The sequence below is a fragment of the Parasalinivibrio latis genome, from assembly GCF_036825535.1.
In the GTDB taxonomy this organism is placed as follows: domain Bacteria; phylum Pseudomonadota; class Gammaproteobacteria; order Enterobacterales; family Vibrionaceae; genus Parasalinivibrio; species Parasalinivibrio latis.
Map to the genome: position 1 here is coordinate 479863 of NZ_CP098813.1, position 19392 is coordinate 499254.

At 47.6% G+C, this 19392-nt stretch carries 16 protein-coding genes and 1 pseudogene; 8 read left to right on the forward strand and 9 right to left on the reverse strand.

The annotated features are described in order from the left end of the window. Positions 1-418: 418 nt before the first annotated feature. From xdhA to guaD, 4 genes are read left to right on the forward strand one after another with little or no spacing between them, the layout of a single operon-like run. A complete protein-coding gene (gene xdhA / locus NF212_RS19265) occupies positions 419-1888 on the forward strand; it encodes a xanthine dehydrogenase small subunit (protein ID WP_434362423.1) in 1470 nt (489 codons plus the stop codon). Beyond that, positions 1878-4259, forward strand: a complete 2382-nt coding sequence (gene xdhB, locus NF212_RS19270; RefSeq protein WP_434362424.1) for a xanthine dehydrogenase molybdopterin binding subunit — start codon at positions 1878-1880, stop codon at positions 4257-4259. The genes xdhA and xdhB overlap by 11 nt, the downstream gene beginning before the upstream one ends. Positions 4260-4280: 21 nt before the next feature. Then, complete coding sequence (gene xdhC, locus NF212_RS19275) at positions 4281-5177, forward strand: xanthine dehydrogenase accessory protein XdhC (RefSeq protein ID WP_434362426.1); 897 nt, start codon at positions 4281-4283, stop codon at positions 5175-5177. Between the two features lie 29 nt (positions 5178-5206). Next, complete coding sequence (gene guaD / locus NF212_RS19280) at positions 5207-6526, forward strand: guanine deaminase (protein ID WP_434362427.1); 1320 nt, start codon at positions 5207-5209, stop codon at positions 6524-6526. A 69-nt stretch (positions 6527-6595) separates the two neighbouring features. Here the strand turns inward: guaD and NF212_RS19285 are convergent, their stop codons facing one another. Next, complete coding sequence (locus NF212_RS19285; RefSeq protein ID WP_434362428.1) at positions 6596-7222, reverse strand: PEP-CTERM sorting domain-containing protein; 627 nt, start codon at positions 7220-7222, stop codon at positions 6596-6598. Positions 7223-7668: 446 nt separating this feature from the next. Next, complete coding sequence (locus NF212_RS19290) at positions 7669-8319, reverse strand: PEP-CTERM sorting domain-containing protein (protein WP_434362430.1); 651 nt, start codon at positions 8317-8319, stop codon at positions 7669-7671. A gap of 396 nt (positions 8320-8715) precedes the next feature. Here NF212_RS19290 and NF212_RS19295 point away from each other — a divergent pair, with 396 nt between their 5' ends. Continuing rightward, positions 8716-9405 (forward strand): GIN domain-containing protein, encoded by a 690-nt coding sequence (locus NF212_RS19295; RefSeq protein ID WP_434362431.1) that lies wholly within the window; start codon positions 8716-8718, stop codon positions 9403-9405. A gap of 205 nt (positions 9406-9610) precedes the next feature. Continuing rightward, positions 9611-10153 (forward strand): type II secretion system protein, encoded by a 543-nt coding sequence (locus NF212_RS19300; RefSeq protein WP_434362432.1) that lies wholly within the window; start codon positions 9611-9613, stop codon positions 10151-10153. Positions 10154-10182: 29 nt separating this feature from the next. On the opposite strand, the gene NF212_RS19305 is transcribed toward NF212_RS19300, so the two are convergent. Further along, positions 10183-10383 carry a hypothetical protein gene (locus tag NF212_RS19305; protein WP_434362433.1) on the reverse strand — a complete coding sequence of 67 codons (201 nt, stop codon included), beginning with the start codon at positions 10381-10383 and terminating at the stop codon, positions 10183-10185. Between the two features lie 370 nt (positions 10384-10753). Here NF212_RS19305 and NF212_RS19310 point away from each other — a divergent pair, with 370 nt between their 5' ends. Beyond that, positions 10754-11971 carry a NupC/NupG family nucleoside CNT transporter gene (locus tag NF212_RS19310; RefSeq protein WP_434362435.1) on the forward strand — a complete coding sequence of 406 codons (1218 nt, stop codon included), beginning with the start codon at positions 10754-10756 and terminating at the stop codon, positions 11969-11971. 393 nt (positions 11972-12364) lie between these two features. Here the strand turns inward: NF212_RS19310 and NF212_RS19315 are convergent. After that, positions 12365-13084: pseudogene (locus NF212_RS19315) on the reverse strand (NmrA family NAD(P)-binding protein); the annotation flags it as partial. Between the two features lie 2 nt (positions 13085-13086). Between NF212_RS19315 and NF212_RS19320 the strand changes: the two are divergent. Continuing rightward, on the forward strand, positions 13087-13980 hold the full coding sequence (locus NF212_RS19320) for a LysR family transcriptional regulator (RefSeq protein ID WP_434362436.1): 894 nt from the start codon (positions 13087-13089) through the stop codon (positions 13978-13980). Positions 13981-13997: 17 nt separating this feature from the next. On the opposite strand, the gene NF212_RS19325 is transcribed toward NF212_RS19320, so the two are convergent. The 5 genes from NF212_RS19325 to NF212_RS19345 form a co-directional block, all read right to left on the reverse strand. Then, positions 13998-15128, reverse strand: coding sequence for a GGDEF domain-containing protein (locus NF212_RS19325; RefSeq protein WP_434362439.1), 1131 nt, complete (start codon positions 15126-15128; stop codon positions 13998-14000). A gap of 381 nt (positions 15129-15509) precedes the next feature. Next, entirely contained in the window at positions 15510-16418 is a 909-nt protein-coding gene (locus tag NF212_RS19330; protein WP_434362440.1) for an SMP-30/gluconolactonase/LRE family protein, read from the reverse strand. Between the two features lie 60 nt (positions 16419-16478). Next, complete coding sequence (locus tag NF212_RS19335; protein WP_434362442.1) at positions 16479-17276, reverse strand: NAD-dependent epimerase/dehydratase family protein; 798 nt, start codon at positions 17274-17276, stop codon at positions 16479-16481. Between the two features lie 19 nt (positions 17277-17295). After that, positions 17296-18045 carry a ribonuclease activity regulator RraA gene (locus NF212_RS19340; protein ID WP_434362443.1) on the reverse strand — a complete coding sequence of 250 codons (750 nt, stop codon included), beginning with the start codon at positions 18043-18045 and terminating at the stop codon, positions 17296-17298. Positions 18046-18164: 119 nt separating this feature from the next. Then, a complete protein-coding gene (locus NF212_RS19345) occupies positions 18165-18881 on the reverse strand; it encodes a FadR/GntR family transcriptional regulator (protein WP_434362444.1) in 717 nt (238 codons plus the stop codon). Positions 18882-19392 lie beyond the last annotated feature (511 nt).

A 19392-nucleotide genomic window follows, 5' to 3' on the forward strand; every position in this document is an offset into this window, starting at 1 on the left:
TACGATTATTTTCATTATTGAGTTGGATGTCTCACTAACTATAGTCACCCTGTTTTTACATCTCCATTTGGCTAAAGGGAAAACAACACCAAATGGAGAGGTGGAGCAGAATAACTAGGCAATCACGCTCATATTTTATTCCATGAGAAATATACTGTTGATTAGAACAACCTCTCATATATCAATATAATATTTATGGATATTTTCATTTCACTCTTTAATTTCATAGTGTTTCATTAAAACGGGGGCTACCTCTCAGCGTAGGAATTTTACATCCAACAACCGTACGCAATTTCTCAAACCGCTCCCACCTCCAAGTGACATAAGGCACATATGACGATTTCAAAAGTTGACCACGTGGTCAACTTTTACTATTTTTTAACAATCAAAACAAAAAACACACAAGAATGGAGGCTATGTGATCCGTTTTCTGTTGAATCAGACACTGCAAGAGGAGAAAGACCTTTCTCCCAACCTCACAGTGCTGAATTATCTTCGCGAGCACGTCGGGAAAACCGGGACAAAAGAAGGGTGCGGTTCCGGTGACTGTGGAGCCTGTACAGTCGTACTGGGTGAAGTTATAGAGGGACAACTGCAATACCGCAGTGTCAATGCTTGCCTGACTTTTGTTTCCGCTTTGCACGGTAAGCAACTGATAACGGTTGAAGACCTTAAGGAAGGCTCAAACCTGCACCCGGTTCAGAAGGCAATGGTTGAGTTTCATGGCTCCCAATGCGGCTACTGTACACCGGGGTTTATCATGTCCATGTTTGCCCTGACAAAAAATAACCCCCAGGCCGACAAAGAAGATGTCTACGAAGCACTGGCTGGGAACCTTTGTCGCTGTACCGGCTACCGGCCAATTGTTGAAGCGTCCCTCTCCCTTAGCCGGGAAAAGCCAATCCGTGACCAATTCGCTGATTATGAGAAACAGACTATCGCCCGCCTGGAGGCTATTGGGCCCCCTGATGTGGAACACCAAGCCGACGGAAAGTCTGTATTCACTCCCACAAACAGTGATGAACTGGCTCAGATCCTGCTCGATCATCCTGACGCCCGCATGGTTGCAGGTGGTACGGATTTGGCACTTGAAGTTACCCAGTTCCACCGAGAGATACCAAAGCTCATATATCTGGGCCAGGTTAACGACATCAAAACTGTCACCGAATCTGACAGCCATATCGAAATTGGTGCCAACGTATCCCTGACCGACACTTACGAAAGCCTTTCATCCTACTACCCGGCGTTTGGTCAACTGCTGCACCGCTTTGCTTCATTGCAAATTCGCAACCAAGGCACCCTTGGCGGCAATATTGCCAATGCATCCCCCATTGGAGATGGGCCACCATTGTTGATTGCACTTGGCGCATCCATTGTGCTTCGCCGTGGTCAGGCAACCCGTGAACTGGCACTGGAAGATTATTTCATCAATTACAAAGTCACCGCCCAACAGGAGTCTGAATTTATCCAGGCGGTGCGGATTCCCAAGCCAAAAGTAGGGCAAGTCTTTGAAGCCTATAAAATATCCAAGCGTATTGATGATGATATTTCCGCCGTATGTGGAGCATTCCTGCTGATGCTGGACAGGTCCTCCGGCTCAGATATTATTGCCGATGCCCGTGTTGCCTTTGGCGGAATGGCAGCCATTCCCGCCCGCGCCCGGCACTGCGAACAGGCCCTGAACGGAGAGCCTCTGTCACTTGACACGATCCAAAAGGCAATGAAAGCCCTGGACGGGGATTTTCAGCCAATATCAGACTTCCGAGCCAGTAAGGAATACCGGTCGGAAACTGCCGCAAACTTGTTGTACCGCCTTTATACAGAACTCAGCTTTACCGGCAGCAAAGGATCTGCCATTGAAACGAGGGTGACCACCTATGTCTCGTAAAACGACCCCAACCCTTACCCAAGATGAAATGACCGCTCAGGCCCTGCAAGGTCTGGCAACTGGTGTCGGCAAGTCTGTAAAACATGACAGTGCTGAAAAGCAGGTTTGCGGTGAAGCCGTTTATATTGATGATCGCCCTGAATTCCCTAACCAGCTGCATGTCTATGCCTTGATGAGCCCCCATGCCCATGCAGAGATTACCCGGCTTGATGTATCCCCTTGCTACAACGAGCCCGGAGTTCGGCTTGTTATCACCAGTAAAGACGTTCCGGGGGAGCTTGATATTGGGCCGATCCTGCCTGGCGATCCCATGCTGGCAGACAACAAAGTCACCTACGTCGGCCAGCCCGTGATTGCAGTGGCAGCCGACAGCCTGGAAAACGCTCGCAAAGCAGCCCAGGCAGCTATCGTGGAATATAACGAATTGCCTGCCGCATTGGATGTAGAAGAAGCGTTGGCACAGGAGCTGTTTGTTACTGAAAGCCACCAACAGCAACGAGGGGATTCAGCCAAGGCCATTGAGAACGCAGAACACGTGCTGGAAGGCGCACTCCATATTGGCGGCCAGGAACATTTTTATCTGGAAACCCAGGTCTCCAGCGTCATACCCACAGAGGATGGCGGCGTAATTGTTTACTGCTCCACCCAAAACCCGACCGAGGTGCAGAAGTTGGTTGCCTCCGTGCTTAGTGTGCCTATGCACAAGGTTCTGATTGATATGCGCCGTATGGGCGGCGGCTTTGGCGGAAAGGAAACCCAGGCTGCAGCTCCGGCGTGTATTGCTGCAGTTATTGCAGCAAAAACCGGCCAGCCGGTTAAGTTCCGGCTCCCGCGCCGTGAAGACATGATGATGACAGGCAAGCGCCATCCGTTCTTTAACCAATACAAGGTCGGCTTCAATAGAAATGGCACCATTGAAGGTATAGAGATCGTCGTTTCCGGCAATGCAGGCCATTCACCGGACCTTTCCCGCTCTATTGTCGACCGTGCCATGTTCCATTCCGACAACGCTTACTACCTCGGCAATGCAACGGTGACCGGGCACTGTGTAAAAACCCATACTGCATCCAACACTGCTTACCGGGGTTTCGGTGGCCCACAGGGGATGATGACCATTGAGCACATAATGGATGACATTGCCTGCTACCTGAAAAAAGACCCTCTCGAGGTGCGTAAAGCCAATTACTATGGTGGGAAAGGAAGGGATGAGACCCATTACTACCAGAAAGTTGAAGACAACTTTATTCACGAAATGACAACCGAACTGGAAGCAACCAGTGAATACCAGGAACGGCGCCAGGCCATTCAGGCGTTCAATGCGCAAAGCCCGATCCTGAAAAAAGGCATCGCCATGACACCGGTGAAGTTCGGTATCTCGTTTACCGCAACCTTCCTGAACCAGGCAGGAGCGCTGGTTACCGTCTACACCGATGGCAGCATCAGCCTTAACCATGGCGGTACTGAAATGGGACAGGGGCTGAACACCAAGGTCGCACAAATTGTGGCTGAAACTTTCAGTGTGGATATCGACGCTATCCAGATAACCGCAACCAATACCGAAAAGGTGCCCAATACCTCTCCTACGGCCGCATCATCCGGCACCGATTTAAACGGTAAAGCCGCACAGAATGCAGCCATCGCCATCAAACAGCGTATGGTCGAATTTGCAGCCAGTCACTTCAACGTTTCACAAGACCAGGTGGTTTTCAGCAATGGCATCGTCAAAATTGGGGATGGAAATATGTTCACCTTTGCCGATTTCTGCGAGCTGTGCTGGTTCAACCAGGTATCGCTGGCAAGTACCGGCTTCTACCGAACCCCAAAAATCTTCTATGACCATGAAAAAGGCAGAGGCCGCCCCTTCTACTACTACGCCTATGGCCTTGCTTGCTCCGAGGTAATTGTCGATACCCTGACCGGTGAATACAAAGTGCTGCGGGTAGATATTCTCCACGATGTCGGCGCTTCGCTTAACCCGGCAATTGATATTGGCCAGGTTGAAGGTGGGTTTGTCCAGGGCATGGGATGGCTGACAACAGAAGAGCTGGTCTGGAATGACAAAGGCCAGCTGATGACCAGCGGCCCAGCCAGTTACAAAATCCCGGCGGTAGCAGATATGCCGGTCGAATTCCATACCAGGCTGGTTGAAAACCGCGCCAACCCGGAAGATACGGTATTCCACTCCAAGGCAGTAGGCGAGCCCCCGTTTATGTTGGGGATCTCTGTCTGGAGCGCACTGAAGGACGCCATCGTAAGCGTTGCGGAAGATGGTGAGATCCCTTACTTGCCTGCACCGGCTACCCCGGAACAGGTTTACCAATCCATCAAACGGGCCCGTAAGGGTAAGTTTCCCGGAGAAGTGGCGCTGTAACAGAGCCAGGAGGACACGGCCATGTTTAAGGATAACTGGATACAGGCACTGGCTGGCTACGAGCAGCGTGGGGAACCCTGTGTGATGGTTACGGTACTGGAAGACCGGGGGTCGGTCCCCCGGGATGCAGGCACAAAAATGCTGGTGACGCGTGATGAATTGGTCGCAACAATTGGTGGCGGGCACCTCGAACATCTCGCAACTGAAATGGCGAGGGACATGATGTCATCCGGTGAACGGCAGATGAAAGTTGAACGCTTTAACCTTGGAGCCCGTCTCGGCCAATGCTGCGGCGGCGTTGTGACATTGAGTTTCGAACCCATTGTCCAGCAGAAGCATCATCTGGCACTTTTCGGGGCAGGGCATGTCGCCAAGGCTCTGGTGCATGTTTTGGCAACCCTCCCAATCCGAGTGACATGGGTTGACGAGCGGGATGAACAATTTCCGGAAGAACTTCCACCGAACGTGCATAAAGTGGTTACAGACGATCCGGTTGGAGATATCGCAGATATGCCCAAAGGCAGTATGTATCTTGTGATGACACATAACCACCAGCTCGACTTTGAACTGTCACGAGCCATTTTATTACGGGGTGACAGCAAATACTTTGGCCTGATTGGATCCCTGTCAAAACGTAAGCGGTTCGACCACAAACTCCGTGAACGCGGGCATGCTGAATCAGATATTCACCGAATGATCTGTCCAATAGGAATCGGGGCAGTGTCCGGCAAGCACCCGGCTGAAATTGCAGTATCTGTTGCCGGTGAACTGATTGCCTGTTACCAGGGGCAAGACATCAAGTCAAAACGCCCACCATCTATCGCGGCAGAAACCGGCTCACAAACATCAACAGTGTCTGCTATCAGCCATACTGAACAAAATAAGAAAACCGGCGCAATTAAACAAAAAACCGCATAGCAGTAGCCGGTAATAAGGACTTAAAGGACATGAAGGATTCAGATCGCTTTGCACCAGTCGCTTACCGAGCGGCCATTATTCACAGCCTGGATGACCCATCAACAGCCGGGCTGGAGGACTCGTACCAGTATTATGAAGATGGCCTGCTGGTTGTGGCAGATGGACACGTCGTTGATATCGGCCAAGCAGAAGATGTACTTGCACGCCAACCTATAGACTTAAAGACGGTTAACCTTGGAAACAAACTGATCACCCCTGGGTTTATCGACACACATATCCATTACCCCCAAACGGGAATGATTGCGGCGTATGGGGAGCAGCTTCTTGACTGGCTCAATAACTACACCTTCCCGGAAGAAAAACGATTTGCTGACCCGGATTATGCCCGCAAGGTCGCCGTCCACTTTCTGGACGAGCTTACGCGTAATGGGACGACGACGGCCCTTGTTTTTGGCACTGTGCACAAGGAATCCATCGACGTCTTCTTCTCTGAAGTAGAAAAACGCAAGATGAGGATGATTGCCGGTAAGGTACTGATGGATCGCAACGCACCGGAAGACCTGACCGATACACCTGAATCAGGCTATCTGGACAGTAAAGAACTGATTGAACGTTGGCACAACAAGGGACGCCTCCACTATGCAGTCACGCCACGTTTCGCCCCCACAAGCTCACGGGAGCAACTGGCGCTGGCCGGTAAGCTCCTTGAAGAGTACCCGGATGTTTACCTCCATACCCACCTTTCAGAAAACAAGAATGAAATTGCATGGGTCGAGGAGCTGTTTCCAGAACGTAAGGGTTATCTGGATGTTTATGACCACTACGGACTGTTGACCAAACGTTCGGTGTTTGCCCATGGTGTCCATCTATGCGATGGAGAATGCCAGCGCCTTGCAGAACAGGAATCAGCTATTGCTTTTTGTCCAACATCCAACCTGTTCCTGGGTTCAGGCCTGTTTCCCCTCAAAAGGCTCGAAAACTTTGGGGTGAAAGTGGGCATGGGCACGGATGTCGGTGCGGGGACAAGCTTCTCATTGCTTCAGACGATGAGCGAAGCCTACAAAGTGATGCAATTGCAGGGAGACAAACTGCATCCGCTCAAATCTCTATACCAGGCAACATTGGGAGGCGCTAAAGCACTAAGCCTGGATGACCGGATTGGCAACCTTGCCCCAGGTAAGGAAGCAGACTTTGTAGTTCTCGATCTTGAGGCTACTCAGTTGATGAAGTTCCGTATGGAGCACGCCCACAATCTGGAAGACAGACTTTTTGTCCTGATGACGCTGGGTGATGACCGGGTTGTTTCAGCGACCTATGCGTATGGCGAAAAAGTGTATCTCAGAGAATAGAGCAAACAGGATACATAAACTAAAAAAACCCACGTTGCAGTAACGTGGGTTTTTTGATTCATTATATTTTTACAGCGCACGCTTTTGACGACGGCGGCTCAAGCCACCCACCATCAACATACCAATGCCAAACACACCCAGCATTGCAGGCTCTGGCGCATCAGTCACTACACGGATCCAGTCACCTGGTTCAGAGACGATAGTTGTCAGAGTCAGCGTTTCATCAATCCACCAAACCATATCGCCACCTTCCAGACCTCGGAATGAAAACGCGCTAGGGTAAATCGTACCTGGTGCTGCAAACATACTGTTCGTTGCCTGCTCTTCTGTACCGCCTGAATCCTTATACACTGAAAGGACATCACCGCTGAAAGTCCACTCAACAAAGTTGTGGCGACTGGTACTTGAATCCACAGTATTGAAGAAAATCATATGGCTGTCGACCACAGTCCCTTTCGCAATGAACTGTGAACCCAGCGTCAAGTCAGAGGTAAGTTTTACCGTCTGCTTCTCATTAAAGCCCTGTTGGGCTGTATTTGTTGTCGTGTCATCTTCTACCGTAGACGGAGCTGCAATAATTTGCGCCGATGCGCCCAAAGAGGAAGTATTAGAGCTGACACTTATAATTGAAGCATGAGACGCGGTAGATAGCAGCACTGCACCCATTAACGCAGGCAAGCCAACCCAAGATTTCATAAAAACTCCTAAATTCCATTTATATAAGTGGTTCTCCATGGACATAGCAGGAGTTGTGCCAAATTATTTTTTTTATTTTAATCAAAGCATTACGCAATATTCAAATATCAAATTTACCCACCTGTAAAAAAAACCAACATGTTCAACAGGTTACAATAAGAGATAGGTTTTATATTGCCTTGGAAAATACCTTGCCTGTCCAGAGTTTTGATACTGAGAAGATCAAAAACTAAAAATATGGGAGCGAAAAACAGTGATATCAACATGAAATATAAACAAATAAATAATGACAGAATAAACAGAGAGCAGACAAAGAAATGAACTCAACTTAGATATAGAGTTTGGGAAAGGAATTTATTCGGTCAACACAGCAGGTAGTGGCATTTATAATTCGTATAATATAAAAATCGTGCTCGGTGAATTAAAAATAATATATTGCAGCGTCCTCATACCAATCTTGCAGGGCAACGGCGATTCAACATTGAACGGCCACCAAGCATGAGTAAACCCACTCCCAACAGCGCGACCGTTGCAGGTTCCGGTACATCAACCAAAACCCTTACCCAGTCCCCTGGTTCTGACACTACCATACTCAACGTCAACGTATCGCCTTCAAATGAATAAGAGTCACTGCCTTCCAAACCCCGCCATTTGAAGGAGTAAGTATTTCCCGACAGTCCAAAAAGCGAATCTGTTGCCTTGAGATCTTTGTTAGTTGTCAGTACAGCTAAAATATCACCGTCAAACTGCCAGTTAACATTCGAATGCTCCCCATATAAACTATCACGCGTATCGAAATAGATAATGTGACTGCTTACTACTGTTCCTTTTGCAAAGACACTCCCCCCGAAAGACAGATCGTTGTCCAGCTTCAGCGTCTGTTTCTCATTGAACCCTACTTGCTTGCTAGTTGGGAAATTATCCGGTAAGAGCAGTTCTTGGTTTTTATATAAGGCATCCACAAGTGTATCGGGGATAAACCGTGCATCAAAACCATCACTGGATTTATCCCCCCACACATTGATGATCGCTGCATGGGTCGTACCAGACAGTATGCCTAACACCATTAAGAGTGGTATCCATAAATACTTCTTCATCGCCAATATCCTCTAGCTGAATTAAAACGCATGCAAATACAGCAACTAATGTGCCACGTAGATAACCCTTTAATTTGTTAGTATTTACTAAATTAGCTTATTAGTAATTTCCTTATATATGTAAAAAATCCTGACACGATACGCGCTTAGGAATTGGTGGGATTTGAATTTCTCTGTTGGTGGTCTAATTAGCCATAGTTGGCAAATTATTTAGTGAATCTCACCAATCAATGTAAAGTCTTTTCATTAAAAACAATAAGTTAAAAACAGGCACGCTTTTTGTAGAGTGTAAACAGAACCTACTTGGCAACACGGTACTCATTGATAGTAATCAGATTCACGTTCCACTGGCTGCACTGGGTAACGTTAAACGCTTAACTGCAGGGAGAGTCCATAATGACGACACGATACCGGACGACAAGAAGTACATTCAAAACATTGGTTGCCTTGCTGTTTCTGTTTATTGGTTTGGGTCTGGCAGCAGCGCATGCTTTCATAGAACGAGAGCAATTATTTTATACCGACAGTTTCACGTCCCTGAAAATCAGTAGAGGGATCAATGCAAAGCTGATTTGTGGGGAGAAACCCGCGGTTATTGCCTACGGCAGCAGTTCTGCGATCAGTAGCCTTTTCATCGATAGCAATGACGGCATACTTTCAATCGAAAGTCAGGAAGATATGTCATGGTTTTCCGTCGATGATGTTTCCCTCACCGTCGTTACAAATCAGCCTGTTTCGGCTATCAATGTCAGTCAAGGGGTCAGCTTTGTGTCTGACGCTTGCGCGCTTTCGAAAGAAAAGCTGACCGTCAATGGATCCATGGGGGCAGTCATTGAACTTGCAGGCGGTACAAACCAGCTGGATGCAGAACTCTCTATGGGTGCGAGTATGAATGAGCAAAATCGATTTTTTGCCGTCAAAACTGCCACCGTAAAAACTTATATGGGCGCAGAAGCGTATCTATGCAATACCGGTCAAGCCACCGGTAAACAGGTCGCAGGTTCAATGATTTATGTCGGAAAGCAAACTGTGACCCAGTTGGAAAGTGGGATCGGAGCCTCTCTCTCAACCGAGGAGTGCCAATAAGTCACGCTTTAAATCACCAATTCTTGTTCTTCCGCTATTTCCGGGCAGTTTCGACTGCCCGGCTTTTTTACACTCGCCCACGCGTCAAAAATGACCACCCCCTCGCATATCTGTTCAAATATCATCCGGGACATGTTCAATATCAATACAGGTAACACCCCCACAAGGCTAAAATTCCATCAATGGTTTCCTTGGCAGTAAGAGTATGAGACAGAAGGGATTTACGCTTATTGAGTTGGTGGTTGTAATCGTGATTCTTGGCATTTTATCCGTTACAGCATTACCAAAGTTTCTTAATTACAGCACTGATGCAAAGAATGCGTCGCTCTCTGGGCTGGAGGGTGCAGTTAAGTCCGGGCTCGAAATGGGTTATGCCAAAATGGCGATAGCGGGTTTGGCCAATCTTAGGTACGTTTCGAATCATTCAGATGACTCGGCCCAAAACGTCCCTGCACAATCTCTGCCGATACCCGGTTGTACTGAAGTTGGCCCTCAGGAAATATGTACGTTCAGATGGGGCTATCCAGATGCAGAAGAGTACACCCTGCCCAAGTTGATCCAAAACCTGGAATACAGCAACGATTGGAAAATCCTTGGTAAACGGGTCAACAACATTGATGTAATTGTCATCACAGCAAAATCCAATATTGAAAACAATGCCCCGAAAGATGATCAATGCTACTTAACCTATTTCCCGGCCACCTCTGAGCGGGTTGCGGCCAAAGTAGTACCGACCGCTTGCCTTTAAGCCCGCCAACGCGGGCTTAAGCCTTTCCCCTAACGGTACTCCACCATCGGCAGTTCCTGCACAAAACACACATCAAGGTAGTGTTTTTCTTCAACAAGGTATCCGATACCTATTTGTCCCAACGCCTGAACCAGCTTTCTGGCATTTTCATCCTGATCGAGATAAAACGTCTGTAAATCGGGTGACAGATGGGAATCAGGGCTTATTTCGCGATCAATCAAGCTTTCCACCAAATTGACCGGTGCTTCCAGCCAACCCCGCTCAGCATCAATATGGAACGTGAGAGTGAGGGTTTATTCTTCCGCCATACGCGCCTCCTGTCCGGCAATATGCGCAAACCGTGACATAAACATAGAGAACGCCGTCGTGTTTAGTGTGACATTGGCGTGACGTTTTTGATGGGTAAAGAGAGTGATGCAGCGCAGGTGACAAGCACATGATATTCAGCTGCAATTTCCATCACTTAGCTCTCATCACCTCAGGTGATGTAACTTTAATTTCGTTACATTATTAATTTGACCCTTGTCACATTTATTTTTGCCGCTAAAATACCGCCGCAATCGTTTTCTTCCAATTTACCCACTTTTTCGGAGTGAGACCATGCAACACTGGCCCAGTGTTTTAGGTATTTTTGTTATTTTTGCGGTTGCGATACTTTTCTCAGAGAACCGTAAGGCGATCAACTGGCGCACCGTTCTTGGCGCGTTTGCCATCCAGATTATTTTTGCCGGTTTTATCCTCTCTGTACCGGTTGGCCGCGAAATCCTGAACTCCATCTCCGGCGCGGTTTCCGGCATCATCGATTTCGGTAAAGTGGGCGCACAATTCCTGTTCGGTGATCTGGCCAAGTTCAAACTGGGCTTCATCTTTGCCGTTAACGTATTGCCAACCATCGTATTTTTCTCAGCACTGATCGCCGTACTCTACTACCTCGGCATCATGGGTTGGGTAGTTCGCATTCTTGGTGGTGGCCTGCAAAAGCTGTTGGGTACAACCCGTACCGAATCAATGTCAGCGACTGCGAACATTTTCGTGGGTTCAGTTGAAGCGCCACTGGTAGTACGCCCTTACCTGGAAAAAATGACTCACTCAGAACTGTTCGCTGTGATGGTGGGCGGCCTTGCATCAGTTGCTGGTGGCACCATGGTAGGTTATGCCGGTCTGGGTGTAGACCTGCGTTACCTGATTGCTGCAAGCTTTATGTCTGCACCAGCCGGTCTGATGATGGCAAAGCTGCTGGTTCCCCAGACCGAAAACGTTGATGCCAATCCGGTAATGACCGTTGATGATGAAAACGCACCGGTTAACGTTATCGATGCCGGTACCCAAGGGGCCCTAAGTGGCCTCCAGATCGCGATGGCAGTCGGTGCAAGTCTCCTGGCAGTTATCAGCCTTATCGCCCTTATCAATGGCGGCCTGACCAAGTTTGGTGCCCTGATTGATATGCCTCAACTGAGCCTTGAGTGGATCTTCGGCTACCTGTTTGCCCCTGTAGCATGGCTGATTGGTGTTCCGTGGAGTGAAGCCATGACTGCCGGCGCCCTCATCGGTAAGAAAATTGCGGTAAACGAATTCGTTGCCTTCATTGACCTGATGAACGTAAAAGCACAACTGAGCCAACATTCTCAAGCGATTGTGACCTTTGCCCTGTGCGGTTTTGCCAACCTGACCTCTATTGCCATGTTGATGGGTGGCCTGGGTGGCATCGTACCTTCTCGTCGAGCTGACATTGCCCGCCTGGGTATCAAAGCGATTTTCGCTGCAACACTGGCGAACCTGATGAGTGCAACACTGGCTGGCCTCTACCTGGGTATGTAATTCCAAGTACAGCCACAACAGCCAGCCCCCGGTAAGCCAGCTTACCGGGGGCTTTTTCTATTTCGTGCTGGCATACTGGTGGAGAACCGGAGATGTAACAGATGACTCCAAAACGGCCTCCAATACGCCCTCGAGCGGTGTTACCTCAGCTTCAGGCAGTGTGTCATCTTCCATCCTGAGCCGGTATTGCCAAAGGTACCGCATCTCAATAAGTTCCCGTAACACAGGTGAAAACAGCCCGGCGAATTTCAGCAAAGTCCATGGTAACTGCTTTGTTTTAACCGGAATGCCCAACGCCTTTTCCATTGCACGTTTCAATTCTTCGAAAGTAAATTCCAACCCCGGGTAATTGACACGGCGGCATTCCCCGTTCTCCACATCAGTACCAATCAGCAGAGAGATCTCTTTTGCCAGATCAGGCAGGTAAGCCCAAGTATGAGGGATGTTCACCTCTCCTGGCAGCGTGAGAGCAGCTTTGTTTGCCTTAGTACTTACAACAGCGTCAAACCAAGTGTTGGCAGTGTTTTTTCCAATAAAATCTCCTGCCCGAATACATACAGCCCTGCCCCCTTCACTGCAATACCGAGCTATTCGCTGCTCCATGGCGATACGGATCTTCCCTTTTTCAGAAGCCGCCTCCATCTCAGTGTTATTGGTAATGGTATCTGTTTTTTGTGGATTGAAGTTGTAGACGTTTGCTGGAAATACAAACAGGAGATCATGCTTTTTCGCCTGTTTCAACGCCGTCTCAAGCAATGGCATAGCCTGACTTTTCCATGCAGGATAAGGTGGGTTAACTGCATACACCAATGCATGATGCCCAGACAGAAAAGTATCCAGCAGGGGGATGTTCTCTATCGCTCCAGTTGTCTGCATAACCTCCGCAGGCAAGCGGTTGTTTGGGTTTCTTACCAAAGCGGAAACGCGATATCCGTCATCAATAAGTTGCCTTACCACGTGAGAGCCCAAATTCCCAGTCGCGCCAAGTACTGCCACCTTTCTTGCCCGATTTGTAATATCCATCATTTTTCTGTCCTCACTGACTTGCATGGAATCAGTATCGTCATTTAAAAATGGATATAGAATGGAAAATATTGGATAGGAGGTATTCATAAATGAATATCAATTGGCAGGGAATCCACTACTTCATGATGGTGGTTGAAGCAGGAAGCCTTTCTAAGGCAGCAAGCCGGAACAACCTAAGCCAACCCACTTTAAGCCGCAAAATACAGGAACTGGAATCGCAGTTGGGCTATGCGCTGTTTACGCGAAATACCCAGGGTTTGGTGCTGACAGACGAGGGATCTCACCTTGTTGAGGCGGCTGGCCTTATGTCACAGGCCGCAGACCAGTTTTCCCGCATAGCCATGAGCAACGATTTTATACTTGCAGGGGACATACGAATAAGTGCAAACGAAATTGTTGGCCACTATCTGCTGCCGGAAGCCATTGCAGCTTTTCAGCGTGAGCACCCTGAGATTTCCTGTGAAACAGTGATCGACAACCGGGCGACCAATCTTTCAAAGCGCGATGCAGATATCGCCATACGGATGTTCCAGCCGTTGCAGCCAGATTTGGTATGCCGCCGTCTTCCGGACATGCCTCTGGGATTTTTTGCACACAAGGACTACATATCCAAATATGGCAAACCGGCAACACTGGCTGACCTTCGCCATCACCGGATGATCGGTTTTGATCAGGTAACCAGTTTTATCGACCAGGCTGCGAAATTGGGGTTTGATCTGCAACGCGGCCATTTCCAGATACGCTCTGACAGTCTTGTACAGCACATCTACCATATGAAAGCCGGCGCTGGTATTGCAGTCACACACAAAGGTTTGGCAGCTAAGTTCGAAGAGATATATGAGGTTGCCCCCAACACACCGTTACCTGTACTGCCGGTCTATCTCACCGCACATCAGGACGTCAGCCGCCATATCCGGCTCCGGACATTTATGAGGTTTCTCGGGGACTGGTTTAATGAAAAGGGATACAACTATAAGTTGTAAAGTTGCCAAGAGCCCGCCTAAACGGGCTCGGTTTCCAAACTTTGCTTCCTTTCGCGTTTGTCAAAGTACATGTTCAAGTCTGCTTCGATAACCGCACGTTCAAAATTTTCCGCAATCATCGAAATGCCGAACGAAAATGAAATTTGATGCTCTGCAAAATGCTGTTCAATGTGATGTCGAAGATTATTCATCTTTTCTTTCATCCACTCAGCATCGTTAGCTTTGAACAGGATGATAAATTCGTCGCCACCGTAGCGAATCGTGATATCTTCTTCGCGAAGATTACTGCAAAGAATTTGCGCAAATTCTAACAGAATGCGGTCACCTTCTTTATGGCCGTATTTGTCGTTGATTGCCTTAAAGTTGTCCAGATCGACAAAACAGCAGTGATTGCAGTGGCCAACAATCGCGGTGTCCTGAAGCACTTTTCGTGACCAGCAGTCTGTTAAGTCATCTTTCAAACTACTACGGCTCAGATTTTCGGCATCACGAATTTTCATTATGTTATTTGTAATGTCCCAAGCAGAGAGAATAAGCAAGCTTTCATCGCCGATTTCTATCTTCTGCCGGATAGTTTCGTAGAAGCAGATTTCCCCGTTTTTGGTGAACTGCTCAATGTCGACAACAGGCACATCTGAGTTAAATGCCTTCTCATCATTTTGCATACAGATTTTCAACTGCTCCAGGTTTTCTTCCGGCACAAGCTCCAGAAGCTGGGCAAAGGAAATACCCGCAGTATCTATACCAAGAAATTCGTTGTACCGGTAATTTGAATAAACATGAACGCCGTCACCAGTACGGATAGTGAACATGGTAGTCAGGTTATCAATACAATTCTCAAGCAACCCAGGTATGCTTTTTTCTTTTTCTGCCAGAGTTGCCTGTTTTTGCTCGTTGACAGAGTTTAGAACGTCATCGATATCCTTCAGCAACAATTTTGCCTTGATAATGTCATCCACATATTCCAGCACATAGAGGGACTGCCACAATGTATTAAATTGGGTTGTTGGTACAGATTTCTTATTAACAAAATACTTTTTTGTATCTTTGGCAAAAGCTGTACGTTGCTCAGCAGATATGATTTTATCATTTAGCAAGCGGCTTACTGATTGCCTTAATATTTCTAGGCTAGGCACTGGTTGTCCCATTTTATACTTTCTCCAAAATCATTCACCCAGAGAATGATTTGCATGCCATTTTTGAGGCTGACTTATTATTCTTATGAGATAAGTATTATAAGCTAACTGATAACGAAAAAATAAAGACTATTTAAAAGGCAAGGGCATTGTCCGTCATAAATATTCTAGCGGCGTCAAAAAACATAACTCAATAGCTCAAGGTACAATCCGTTTTTGTGAACAAGCCTTCGCAGGAATGGACTGAAACAAATAGGAGAACTATCGTAGAGAAGAAGCATCGAAAAATCGGAACATCGAATGGCAGGCAGCCAGAAAAAGAGAAAACACTTTGCTCAGCTGCGATACCAACCGATGCTATCGATGAATTGGACTGCAAGAGATTAGGCGGTACTAATAGGCCTTGTACGCTGCCTCTTTCAGCCCCTGCGTACCGGGGTTAATGGCAGCAAGACAACCCGCAAAGGGTTGTTCTGCCATTCTGGACCTATCCCTGTTTGGGTGGATAGAAGTGATAAAGAGCGTGTCCATTGCTTCCCCCCCAAAAGCACACATAGAGGGTTTACTAAAAGGCAGGGGGATGCGCTGGTCTACTTTGCCATCCGGCGTAAACCTCAACAGTTGCCAGCCATCGTTTGCAGCACACCAATAGCAACCGTCTATGTCCACCGCCGCACCGTCCGGACGCCCCCCATGTTGTCGCATATCGACAAACAGCTTCCGGTGGTGTGGCAGCCCTTGGTGTATGTCATATTCGTATTCCCAAATGACCTGTCTGCTTGGATGAGAATCCGACAAGTACATTTTTTTCCCATCCGGGCTCCATGCCAGCCCGTTTTGGGTTATCAAACCGTGAATGACTGGCGACAGGTGTTTGTTGTGGTCCAGTCTGTAGAGCACCCCGGCCGCTTCAGGCGACAAAGGAAACTTCATACTCCCAGCTAAAAAACGGCCCTGCCTGTCACATTTCCCGTCATTAAACCGCATCCCATTAAACGAAGGAGGACATTTTTGCAGCAGACTGATACGAGATTTGTGCCCAGACAGGGATACCTCAAATATTCCGGATTCCATTGCAACTATCAGGTCCCCATTGTCACCTAAAGCAATACAACCCGGAATTTCCGGCACATCCCAGTGTTGAACAACACCGGAATCCATGAAAAAACAAAATATTTTCCTTTCCAAAGTTGCCACCCAATACAGCGCTTGTTTTTCTGCGCACCAAAGGGGGCTTTCTCCTACCACATTCTGGCAATCAACCAATATTTCAACGTTTCTATTTAATACAGAAATACCCATCAGAATGATTCCCTAAAACGAAAAATATAAGCGCTTATTCTTTTACTGAATTACCACTTGCTACTTGAAATTCTTATCTGCGAAACGACCACCAATCAGCGTAAAGTGGCTGGTAGGGTCTTCTTCTGGGGGGATTGCTTCAATAGTTTCCAAATAGTCATCCGCACTGTCTAACGGTAAATAGCCTATTCTCTTTGCGGTTGGGTTTGACAAATTAAACCGGCTGTTATTGGAAACACCGTAAAGAACATGGAAACCGTCGGTATTGTCTGACAGGCAGCTTTCAACCAGCCTGCAAATATCTCCGGCGCTGATCCAGGTTAAAAGATCCCGCCTGTATTCAGGTTTGTCCTGGAAATTAAAAATCCGCAATGCATAACCATTTACCCCCTCTTTGACGCACTTCAGCCTTAGTAGTTCTTCGCCAGCCACTTTGCTGAACCCGTAAAGGCTGTCGGCCTGGGTTGACATCGACTCGGTGAAACACGCATCCGCTTTGTAAAGGCCAATAGCGTGAACCGAACTTGCGTAGACGATTTTTTTCACTCCGGATTGAACAGCCAAATCCAAAACGTTTTGGGTTCCTATGACATTTAAGTCAAGCACCGTTGCCCAATCCTGACTGTTTGGTGTTCCAGCCAGGTGAACCACCACATCAATGTTCTCAAAACACTCTTCGAGGCTTTTCGTGTCAGTAATGTCAGCCGGACAATACCGCTCTTCCTCAGTCACATCCAATTCTGGAAAGATATCGGTCAGAATCAGGTTAAAGCGGCTTTTATCGAGCCCCTGACGCAGTGCTTTGCCTATTCTGCCGGCCGCACCGGTAATAAGGACATTAGTCTTACATGTAACCAACGTTGGTCCCTCTGATCAGTTACTGATGAGATGAATCTTGTTGTTCAAGAAATGACTGGTAAGCCGCCCGCGTTTCTTCGTTCGGCGGGTAGAGTCCAATGACCGCGCTACCTTCCTCGACACGCCTTTTTACATACTCTTCAAATTTCTCCATCGCAACGGCTTCACCGGCAATGTCATCAGCAATCGCTTGTGGGATAACAATGATCCCATCGCCATCACCCACAAGGACATCCCCTGGGTAAACGGGCACACCACCACAGCCAATCGGAACATTAATATCCACTGCATGGTGTTTGGTTAAATTTGTAGGGGCACTGGGTTTGGCACAGAAAACCGGCATATCCAATTCTGATGCGTCTGCTGCGTCCCTTACACCGGCATCTGAGACAAACCCCGCACAATTTCTGTATTGTAGTCTTGCAAGCAAGATGCTTCCTGCACTCGCTGCACTGGCGTCCTGCCTGCAATCAGAGACCAGAACCTTACCTGCCGGTACGTTTTCAACAGCAACGCGTTGTGGATGGGCGGGATCTTTGAATGCTTCAACAGTATCAATATCTTCACGGGCAGGGATATAGCGCAAGGTGAAAGCCTGCCCGACCATTTGTATGTCCCGACGGTTAAGCCTGGAGACCCCCTGAATGTAGGTATTCCGGTAACCTCTTTTAAGAAGCAGTGTATGGAGAGTCGGTGTGGCTACACCTGAAAGTTTCTGTCTGGTTTCTTCAGTCAGTACATACTCTGGCTTAAATGCAGTATTTGTCATGGTTCCCTCATCAAACGTCACCCTGGACTTCCAAACCTGTCCAAGTTGTAACCAACGATACCACTGCGACAATTACTAATCAAACAACTTTTTACAACTTTAAGTAAATTGGCATCCACCTAGGCTGGAATGCCATCAAACATGCGGGACCGGGCATTGTCCAAATGTGTCTTCATCGCGGTTTTTGCTGCGTCTGCATCCGCAGCCTCGATGGCTTCAACAATGGCTTCGTGTTCCCGTTGAACCAGTTCCAGGCGGGATACAGAGTGCATCAGGGAAAGGTTTCGCGTGATATTCAGACCTTCTTTGACACTTTTTTCCAGAGACCTCGTCACCGTGCTGTAAAAATGGTTATTGGACGCTTCAACAATCGCCAAGTGGAAATAGAAGTCCTCATCCACTGCCGGAAGACTTGATTCATTGGCAATTTTAATGGCCTCGAAAGCGCTTCTGATTTTAAGAAGTTGCTCCGGTGTACGGCGGATAGCAGCCAAACCGGCAGCTTCTGACTCAAGTGCACAACGAAATTCAAAGCAGCGCTGAATATCTGCGATACTGGAGAGGCGCGCGAATTGCAAAACCGCTTCATCCGGCCGCTTCAAAACAAAGCTTCCTGACCCCCGCCGAGACGCAATCAGCTTATCCTCCCGCAACCGGGATAAAGCTTCTCGCAAAATTGGTCTCGATACCTGATAAACCTTACAAAGCTGCGCTTCAGTTGGTAACTTCGAATTCACCTCATAGGTACCATCCATTATTGCTGCAAATATCTGCTCATAAACTGAAGCACTCAATGATTGAGCAGCAGGAGTGCGCGTTACTGGCTGATCACTCATAGTTTTTATTTATCCACCCTTAACGTTCTGTTTTTGTAAAACTCATATCCCTTTCAGGAACAATCCATCGGTCACCTAAAACACTGGTTAGGTTCAAAACATCAACTTTCAAACCTCTCATTAAAGTTGTTCAAAATCAATGTCCATTCTCGAATCACGCCTAACATTCAAGCTTTATCTGCGATTTCTATCCTTAATTATATTCAAAAATAAGCATATTTGTTTGACAAATATCTTATTATTGACGGTTAGCCACAGCAAATCCACCCAATCAGCTACGCCGAGTTACCTCCAGTTCCCCCCCCTTTCAACTCATCCCATCATCCATTGAAAACGCCTTCCTGTAAGCTAATGTAAGATTCCATCACTTATCTATCAAGCGGCTATTTCTCATTGGCAAAGGGGGAAGAACTAAAAATCAGGCAACTCATGCGCCATCTCAAAAACCGGAAGCTTGTTTGACAAATACTTACAAAAAATAAAAGAATACCTCCCGCCTTTGATGACATAT